This window comes from Mesorhizobium sp. M2A.F.Ca.ET.039.01.1.1, assembly GCF_003998035.1.
Taxonomy (GTDB): Bacteria; Pseudomonadota; Alphaproteobacteria; order Rhizobiales; family Rhizobiaceae; genus Mesorhizobium.
Genome location: NZ_RZRY01000222.1, coordinates 1 through 8,970 on the forward strand (window position 1 = coordinate 1; position 8,970 = coordinate 8,970).

The 8,970-nt window shown below is 64.8% G+C and carries 8 protein-coding genes; 5 read left to right on the forward strand and 3 right to left on the reverse strand.

What is annotated here, in order from left to right; genetic code table 11:
• Positions 1 to 1,424, reverse strand: a 1,424-nt coding sequence (locus EOA24_RS17920; RefSeq protein WP_127409950.1) for a GMC family oxidoreductase N-terminal domain-containing protein, incomplete at its 3' end; no start/stop codon positions are given.
• Positions 1,425 to 1,651: 227 nt separating this feature from the next.
• Between EOA24_RS17920 and EOA24_RS17925 the strand changes: the two genes are divergently transcribed.
• The 4 genes from EOA24_RS17925 to EOA24_RS17940 all read left to right on the forward strand — a co-directional run bounded on the left by EOA24_RS17925 (position 1,652) and on the right by EOA24_RS17940 (position 5,165).
• The gene (locus tag EOA24_RS17925) at positions 1,652 to 2,926 is read left to right on the forward strand and encodes an NAD(P)/FAD-dependent oxidoreductase (RefSeq protein ID WP_126081819.1); all 1,275 of its coding nucleotides are present in this window, start codon (positions 1,652 to 1,654) and stop codon (positions 2,924 to 2,926) included.
• A 34-nt stretch (positions 2,927 to 2,960) separates the two neighbouring features.
• Positions 2,961 to 3,377, forward strand: a complete 417-nt coding sequence (locus tag EOA24_RS17930; protein ID WP_126081820.1) for a RidA family protein — start codon at positions 2,961 to 2,963, stop codon at positions 3,375 to 3,377.
• 5 nt (positions 3,378 to 3,382) lie between these two features.
• Positions 3,383 to 4,057, forward strand: a complete 675-nt coding sequence (locus EOA24_RS17935; protein ID WP_126081821.1) for a DUF1028 domain-containing protein — start codon at positions 3,383 to 3,385, stop codon at positions 4,055 to 4,057.
• Positions 4,058 to 4,235: 178 nt separating this feature from the next.
• Entirely contained in the window at positions 4,236 to 5,165 is a 930-nt protein-coding gene (locus EOA24_RS17940) for a LysR family transcriptional regulator (protein ID WP_042647500.1), read from the forward strand.
• A 2-nt stretch (positions 5,166 to 5,167) separates the two neighbouring features.
• Here the strand turns inward: EOA24_RS17940 and argE are convergent, their stop codons facing one another.
• A complete protein-coding gene (gene argE / locus EOA24_RS17945) occupies positions 5,168 to 6,325 on the reverse strand; it encodes an acetylornithine deacetylase (protein WP_126081822.1) in 1,158 nt (385 codons plus the stop codon).
• A gap of 221 nt (positions 6,326 to 6,546) precedes the next feature.
• Here argE and EOA24_RS17950 point away from each other — a divergent pair, with 221 nt between their 5' ends.
• Positions 6,547 to 8,616, forward strand: coding sequence for an FAD-dependent oxidoreductase (locus tag EOA24_RS17950; protein ID WP_126081823.1), 2,070 nt, complete (start codon positions 6,547 to 6,549; stop codon positions 8,614 to 8,616).
• A 12-nt stretch (positions 8,617 to 8,628) separates the two neighbouring features.
• On the opposite strand, the gene EOA24_RS17955 is transcribed toward EOA24_RS17950, so the two are convergent.
• Positions 8,629 to 8,970, reverse strand: a 342-nt coding sequence (locus EOA24_RS17955) for an aminopeptidase (RefSeq protein WP_189353989.1), incomplete at its 5' end; no start/stop codon positions are given.

Genomic DNA, 8,970 nt, shown 5'->3' on the forward strand with positions numbered 1-8,970 from the left:
GTCCCGACCGGGTGATAGACGGTCAGCGCCTCGGCGCGCAGATAGGCGAGGATCTCGTCGTCGCTGCTTATATCCTTGCCCGGAAGCATCTCCTTGCCGCGCACCGCGTCGAATTCGGACGAGGCAAAAATCCGGCGTGCGATCTTGATGCCTTCGACCAGCACCATGGCGTCGTCCTCATGCGTGAAGAAGCGGTGGTCGATAAGGACGTCGCGGCGGGAACTGTCGCGCGATAGCCTGATCTCGCCCACGCTTTTCGGCCTCAGCACGCAAGTATGAATGGCGTAGCCGTGACCGTATTCGATCAGCCTGCCGCGATGGCTGCGATATCCGGGCACGAAGTGGAACTGGATGTCGGGAAGGCCGTTGGCGTACCTGGTTTTGGCGAAGCCGCCGGCCTCGACATAGTTGGTGGTGAGCATGCCCTTGCGGCGCGCGAAATACTGGAAAGGCGCCGCCGCCATTCGCGGCAGGTTGGCGAGCGACAGGCCGAGCGTCCTGGTGCTTTTGGAGCGCACCGTGATCATGCCGTCGACATGATCCTGCAGGTTCTTGCCGACGCCCGGAAGGTCAAGCACCGGCGTGATGCCGATCTGCTGCAGCTCAGCCGCCGGTCCGATGCCGGAGGCCAGGAGGATCCTAGGCGAATTGATGGCGCCGGCCGAAAGCACGATTTCGCGGTCGGCCGAGAACGTCTTCTGCTGGCCCTGATGCTGCACGCGCAGCCCAGTGGCGCGACCCTCGGCGATGACCAGATCGATCACCTCGCATTGGCTGAGCAATGTCAGGTTCCTGCGGTCGAGCACCGGGCGCATGAAGGCGCTGAAGCTGCTGAAGCGCTGGCCGCGATCCTGGGTGACATTGTAGATGCCGAGGCCGAACTGGCTTTCGGCATTGAAGTCGGTGTTGGCGGGCAGGTCGGCGTTCTTGCCGGCCTTGACGAAAATGCTGGAAAGCACGTTCGGATCGCGCGGATTGTCGACCAGCAGTTCGCCGCTGGTGCCGTGATAGCGCGGGTCCTGGCCGAGCAGGTTGCGCTCAAGCTTCCTGAACACGGGCAGCACGTCGCGATAGGACCAGCCGGCGCAGCCGAGTCCCGCCCACTCGTCATAGTCCTCGGCGGCGCCGCGAATATAAACCATCGAGTTGATCGAGCTCGATCCGCCCAGCGCCTTGCCGCGGTTGACCGGAATGCTGCGGTTGTTGAGGTGCGCCTGCGGCACGCCGACGAAACAATAGTCGTAGTTCGGGTTACCATAGAGCGAAAGGATGCCTGCCGGCACTTTGACCCGCAGGCTGTTGTCGCTGCCTCCGGCCTCGATCAGGCATACTTTGACTACTGGATCGGCGCTCAGCCGATTGGCGACCACGCAACCGGCCGAACCGGCGCCGACGACGATGTAGTCAAAGCTCTCAGTCTGCATCCCAGCCCCTCGAGAATTCCGGAACTCTAGGTGCGTCTCTCGGTGCGAGAAATTCGGAAATGGTTACGCGTGACTTCGGAGATTCGTTATGGGCCCGCGCTGGTACGTGCTGCTACTTGTGAGCGCCAGAAGCGGTCGGATGGCGCAGCCTGTCTGCATCCACCATGGCCCAAGTCGGTTTCATCCCGCGCGGCGGAAGCTGTCGGTTAATCAAAAAAGGACTGAGCATGTCGGTTGAGACGGTAGACACGCTTGTCGTTGGCGGCGGCCAGGCGGGGGTGGCCATGAGCGAGCACCTGAGCAAATGCGGGGTGCCCCATCTCGTCCTTGAGCGCGGCCGGATTGCCGAGCGCTGGCGCTCGCAGCGCTGGGACTCCTTGGTCGCCAACGGCCCGGCCTGGCACGACCGGTTCCCGGGCATGGAGTTTCCCGTGACAGGTCCCGACGGCTTCCCGCCCAAGGAGGAGGTCGCCGACTATTTCGTCACCTACGCAAAGCAGATCAACGCGCCGATCCGCTGCGGCGTCGAGGTCAAGCTCGTGCAGAGGAATATCGGCCGTCCGGGATTCCGCGTCGAGACGTCGGATGGCGTGATCGAAGCCAACAGTGTCGTCGCCGCGACCGGACCTTTCCAGGTTCCTGTCATCCCCTCTCTCGTTCCTGCCGGTGCCGGCCTCCTGCAAATCCACTCCAGCGCCTACCGCAATCCGGCACAGTTGCCGAAGGGCGCGCTGCTGGTGGTCGGCGCGGGATCTTCGGGCGTGCAGATTGCCGATGAGCTGCAGCGCGCCGGGAGGCGCGTTTATCTCTCGGTCGGCCCGCACGATCGTCCGCCACGTTCCTATCGCGGGCGCGACTTCTGCTGGTGGTTGGGCGTGCTCGGCAAATGGGACCTCGAAACGCCAGGGCCTGGCACGGAACATGTCACCATCGCTGTGAGCGGCGCGCGCGGCGGCGAGACGATCGACTTCCGCCGCCTGGCCGCGCAGGGGCTCACCCTCGTCGGCATGACGAAGGCATACCAGGACGGCGTGATGAGTTTCGCGCCGGATCTTGCGAAGAACATTGCGCGAGGCGACGCCAATTTGATGTCGCTGCTGGACGAAGCCGATGCCTATGTCGCGCGCAACGGTCTCGACCTTCCGGAAGAACCCGCTCTCCGCAAGATCGACCCCGATCCGGACTGCGTGACCAATCCGGTCCTCGAGCTCGATCTGGCCAAGGCCGAGATCGCGACGATCATCTGGGCGACGGGCTTCGCCGTTGACTACAGTTGGCTGAAGGTCGATGCCTTCGACGAGAACGGCCGGCCAAGGCACCATCGCGGCGTGTCAACCGAACCCGGGATCTATTTCCTGGGACTGCCCTGGCAGTCGCGCAGGGGGTCGAGCTTCATCTGGGGCGTCTGGCACGATGCCAAGCATGTCGCCGACCGTATCTCGACGCAGCGCAAATATCTCGCCTACCATGCCGCCGCGAAACGCGAGCCCGTGGACGCCTGACAAAGCTGCGAGCCCGACCCAATTGGAGACCAAGATGGCGCATACGCGAATTCGCAAATTCAACACCAAGGAAACCTATCCCGAGCAGAAGCTTGACAACGATCTCTGCCAGGCGGTCGTCACGCGCGGCGGCCGCACCGTCTATCTGCGCGGACAGTGCCCGCAGGACCTGGATACGGCCAAGAATATCGACAGCCATGATCCGGCCGAGCAGACGCACAAGGTCATGCAGAATATAAAGCAGCTCATCGAGGAGTGCGGCGGCACGATGGAGCATCTGGTGAAGGTGGTGGTCTACATCACCGACGTCCGCCATCGCGAGGCCGTCTACCGGACGATGGGTGAATACATCAAGGGCGTGCATCCGGTTTCGACCGGGCTGGTCGTGTCGGCGTTGGCGCGGCCGGAATGGCTGGTCGAGATCGACGGCACCGCCGTCATCCCTGACTGAGCGCCATGACCTTCTCCATCGTCGCGCGATGCCGGCGCACAGGCATGTTCGGTGTGGCGGTGTCCTCGTCGTCTCCCGCGGTCGCGGCGCGCTGCGCCTATGCGCAGGCGGGCGTCGGGGCGGTCGCCAGCCAGAACGTCACCGACCCTACGCTCGGGCCAAAGGCGCTGGAGCTGATGGCGCGGGACGCCTCCGCTGCCGAGGCGGTCGCGATTATCAAGCGCACGGCCGCCTTCAGCGAATACCGGCAGGTGCTGGCGGTCGACGCGGCCGGCGGCAGCGCGATCCATTCCGGGCCGAAGGCGCTGGGTATCTGGGCTGAGGCACGCGGCGAGGACGTCGCCTGCGGCGGCAATTTGCTCGCGAATGACGGTGTCCCGCAAGCCATGGTCTATGCCTTCCTCGCTTCCGAGGGCCATCTCGGCGACCGGCTGATCGCCACGATGCGCGCCGCGCTCAAGGCGGGTGGCGAAGCGGGGCCTGTCCGCTCCGCCGGCATGAAGCTGGTGCGCGATGTGTCCTGGCCGGTCGCCGATTTGCGCTGCGACTGGACGGAGGATTGCCCGATCGAGCAGCTGGCAACGCTGTGGGAGATCTACAAACCGCAGCTCGATGCCTACGTCACCCGCGCCCTCAATCCGTCCGATGCGCCGAGCTACGGCGTGCCCGGTGACGAGTAGTCCGACCAGTTCCGGAGTCGGCATACGAAACCCGGCGACCCGCTCGACCCGGCATCCAGAATAGGTGCGATGGTCGATGCGCGGCGTGCCGCGAACGTCGTGCGTTCTGAAGACCGCCTGAATCAAGTACCGAGCGGCCGCGACTTGATCGCCGGGTGCAAACCGGCAACATAGGACCATGCCGCTCCGTTTCACGCTCAGACAGCTCGAATATTTCGTCGCCGTTGGCGAAGCCGGCTCGATCGCCAAGGCGGCCGAGCAGGTGAACGTCTCGCCGCCGTCGATCTCGGCCTCGATCGCGCAACTCGAGGCCGAATTCGGCGTTCAGCTCTTCGTGCGCAAGCACTCGCATGCGCTGGCGCTGACGGCGGGAGGGCGCCTCTTCCTCAAGGAAGCCGCGCGCCTGCTCAACGATGCCGATGCGCTGCACGACATTGCCGGCGATATCGCCGAAAAGGTGCGCGGGCCGCTGGCCGTCGGCTGCCTGCTCACTTTCGCGCAGATCGTGCTGCCGGCGCTGCGCAAAAAGTTCGAGGACGCCTATCCGGATGTGCGCGTCCGGCAATTCGAGCGCAACCAGGGGCAATTGTTCGAGATGCTGCAGCGTGGCGAAATCGACGCCGCGCTCACCTACGATCTGGAACTGTCGCAGGACATGACGTTCGAGCCGCTGATGCAACTGCCGGCCTATGTGATGCTGCCGGCCGCGCATCGCCTGGCGGGGAGGGCGGGCATCACGCCCGAGGAACTGGTCGACGAGCCGATGGTGCTGCTCGATCTGCCCTACAGCCGAGAATACTTCCTCTCGGCGTTCCAAGGCCTGCGGCCCAGGATCGCCGAGCGCACCGGCGACATCGCCGTGATGCGCTCGATGGTGGCCAACGGCTTCGGCTACGGCATCGCCAATATGCGGCCGCTCAACGCCATGTCGCCGGACGGCAAGCTGCTGGTCTTCGTTCCCCTGCTGGGCGACATCAGGCCGCTGACCATGGGCATTGCGCTGCCCAACGCCGAGCACCGCACGCTGACGGTGCAAGCCTTCATCGACCATTGCCGCCGCTTCGTCGTCGAACAAGGCGTCTTCGGGACGGAGCGCATCGTCAAGTGAGGTTACGGCCAGCCGTCGGTGAGCCGCGACAGCAGTCGCTCCAGCATCTCGTCGCAGCGCCGCAATTGCTCGACGCTGACATATTCGTCCGGCTTGTGTCCTTGCGCCATCGAGCCCGGACCGCAGACGACGGAAGGCGTGCCGAGATCGCGGCTGAACAATCCGCCTTCCGTGCCGAAGGCGACCTTCATGGTGTCGTTGGCGCCGGTCAGCGATTTTACGAACGCGACCGCTTCCGAAGCTGCCGGCGTGTCGAGGCCCGGATAGGTGTTGGTGATCTCGATGTCGATTGCCGCTTCGGGGGCGATCGAAGCGGCATCCGCGGCAATGCGTGCGGCCGCACTGCGCAGCCTGTCGAGGATGCCCGTGGCATCGTCGGCGGCGACGTTGCGAATCTCAAAATCGACCACGCAGAGGTTGGGGACGATGTTGAGCGCCACGCCGGCATTGATCTTGCCGACATGCACCGTCGTGTAGGGAATGTCGTAGTCGCCGTCGCGCGCGCCGTCGCGGGCAAGCCGGTCCTGTTCCTCGCGCAAGGCGCGCACGAAATCGCAGCCGAGATGGATGGCGTTGAGCGCCAGCGGAGCAAGAGCCGAATGGCCTTCGCGTCCCCTGCAGACGGCGCGCGCCGCGAGCTTGCCCTTGTGCCCCGTGGCCACCTGCATGTTGGTCGGCTCGCCGATAATACAGAGCAGCGGGCGTTGCGGTGCGGCGCTCAGCATGTCGATCAGGTCGCGCACGCCGAGGCAGCCGACCTCCTCGTCATAGGAGAGCGCCAGATGCAAGGGCGTGCGCAGCGGCATCTTCGCTGCCTTGAGGCAGGCCGCGAGCGCTGAGGCGACGAAGCCCTTCATGTCCGCGGCGCCGCGCCCGTAGAGCCTGCCGTCGCGTTCGGTCATGGAGAATGGCGGCAGCGTCCAGTTCTGGCCGTCGACAGGAACGACGTCGGTATGGCCAGACAGCATGATGCCGGGCCTGTCGGACGGGCCGATGGTGGCAAAGAGGTTGGCTTTGTGGCCGTCGGCGCTGTGGATGAGCTGGCTGGCTATGCCGCTCGTTTCGAGCAAGTCAGCCACATAACTGACGAGGTCGAGGTTCGACTCGCGGCTCACTGTCGGGAAGGCTATCAGCCGTTCGAGGATATCGATGCTGCCCATGTGCCTTGTCCCGTTGCCGCAACCGGCTGTCTACATCGGGCGATGACCGCCCTGAAGTCGCATTTGGCTCAGCTTCGATTCATTGCAGCCTAATCCCGGCGACGCGAGATTAGGCATGTCCTAACCCGCGCAGAAGAATTCCGTAGTTTTCCCGCGCCGGCGCCAACTTATGAGTAGTCTCCGGAGCATCGGCAGCGCCAGCCGACGAGAAGGGAAGTACCATGCGCGACCCACGCTACGACATTCTGTTCGAGCCGATGAAGATCGGTCCGGTGACCGCCAAGAACCGCTTCTACCAGGTTCCGCACTGCAATGGCGGCGGCTATCGCGATCCGTCGGCCGCGGCCGAGATGCGCCGCATGAAGTCCGAAGGCGGATGGGGCGTCATCTTCACCGAACAGACGGAGATGCACCACACCTCGGAGATCACGCCCTTCATCGAGCTCCGCCTGTGGGACGACGCCGACATTCCGGCTTTGGCCAAGATGGCGAAAGCCATGCACGAATATGGCGCGCTGGCCGGCATCCAGCTCGCCTATTCCGGCATCAATGGCCCCAACCTCTACACCAAGGAGGTTCCGCGCGGGCCGTCGGCTTTGCCGATCCGCACCTTCACCAACGATCCGGTGCAGGCGCGCGCCATGGACAAGCAGGATATACGCGACCTGCGCCGCTGGCACCGCAACGCTTTCAAGCGCGCCAGGCAGGCGGGTTTCGACCTTGTGTGCCTCTACGGCGCGCATGGTTTCGGCATCATCCAGCATTTCCTGTCCACCGCCACCAACCAGCGCAGCGACGAATATGGCGGCTCGCTGGAGAACCGTTCGCGGCTGATGCGCGAGCTGATCGAGGAAGGGCGGGACGCGATCGGCGATACCTGCGGCCTGACGCTCAGGCTGTCGCTGGACGAGATGATCGGCGAGCTTGGCTTCGCCAATTCCGAAGTCCGCGACATGATCGAGATGCATGCCGAGCTGCCTGATCTCTGGGACCTCGCCCACGGCGCCTGGGAGGATTGCTCGGGACCCTCGCGCTTCAAGGAAGAGGCAGCGCAGGAGAGCCTCGTCTCCGGCATCAAGAAACTGACCTCGAAGCCGGTCGTCGGCGTCGGCCGCTTCACCTCGCCGGATGTGATGGTGAGGATGATCAAGTCCGGCACGCTCGACTTCATCGGCTGCGCCCGCCCGTCGATCGCCGATCCCTTCCTGCCGAAGAAGGTCGAGGAGGGCCGCATCGAGGACATACGCGAATGCATCGGCTGCAACATCTGCATCACCGGAGACATGACCATGTCCATCTCGCGCTGCACGCAGAATCCGACCTTCATGGAGGAATGGCGCAAGGGCTGGCATCCGGAGCGCATGCAGGCCAAGGGTGACAGCGACAGCGTGCTGATCGTCGGCGCTGGGCCCGCCGGGCTGGAGGCCGCCCGCGCGCTCGGCCTGCGCGGCTATCAGGTGGCCTTGGCGGAAGCGGGCACCGAACTCGGCGGGCGCGTGGCGCGCGAGTGCCTGCTGCCGGGCCTGTCCGCCTGGGGCAGGGTGCGCGACTATCGCCAATACCAGATCAGCCAGATGCCCAATGTCGACATCTATTTTCAGAGCCGGCTGTCGGCGGACGACCTCCTGTCCTTCGGCTTCCAGAATGTCGCCATCGCCACCGGGTCGACCTGGCGGCGCGACGGCGTGGCACGCGCGCATGTCGTGCCGATGCCGATCGACGCCGCCATGCCGGTCTACACGCCGGACGATCTGATGGACGGCAAGGTGCCGGCCGGCAATGTCGTGCTGTTCGACGACGACCACTATTATATGGGCGGAGTTCTTGCCGAACTGATGGCGCGGCGGGGCGCCAAGGTGACCCTGGTGACGCCATCGGCCTATGTGTCGGACTGGACCCGCAACACGCTGGAGCAGGGCGCCATCCACCGCCGCCTGGCGGAGCTGGGTGTCGATATCGTCCTCAACCGGACCGTCACGAGCATCGTGTCGGGCGGCGTCATCACGGCCTGCGTCTATACCGGAGCGCGGCAGGAGCTGGCGGCCGATGCCGTCGTTCTGGTCACGTCGCGCAATCAGGACGACACCGTCTGGCGCGAACTGAAAGCCCGGGAAAACGAATGGGCCGACAACGGCATACGTTCGATCAAGGTCATCGGCGATGCCGAGGCGCCGGGGCCGATCGCCTGGGCTACCTATGCCGGCCACCGCTTCGCCCGGGAACTGGACGAGGCCGATATCGGCGATGCCTTGCCCTTCCGGCGTGAGGTGACGGCGCTGGCGGAGAATTAACGCCGGCTCAGCTCAATCACACGTCGTCGCGGCCTTGAGCGCTTCGGCACGAGAGGGCGCGGGCAAGGCGCCTATACGTCGAACAGAGGCGTAGAATCTCGGATAGTTGCCGGAGCACAAGTCGAACAGGCGAAGGAAGGCCGGGACCTGTTCGCCGTAGACGGCAGTGGCGGCGAACTTCGCGTTGTTGATCGGGCTGTCGAACCAGGCGTCATATCCGCGGTATCCAGCCCAGCGCTTGTCGCGCATCTGCCGGTAGCGCATCCGCAGCCTGTCGATCGCGGCTGCCTTGGCGGCCGCCATCTGCTCCGGGCCGCGGGGACTTCCATAGACCTGTTTGAGCTCGTCCCGGGT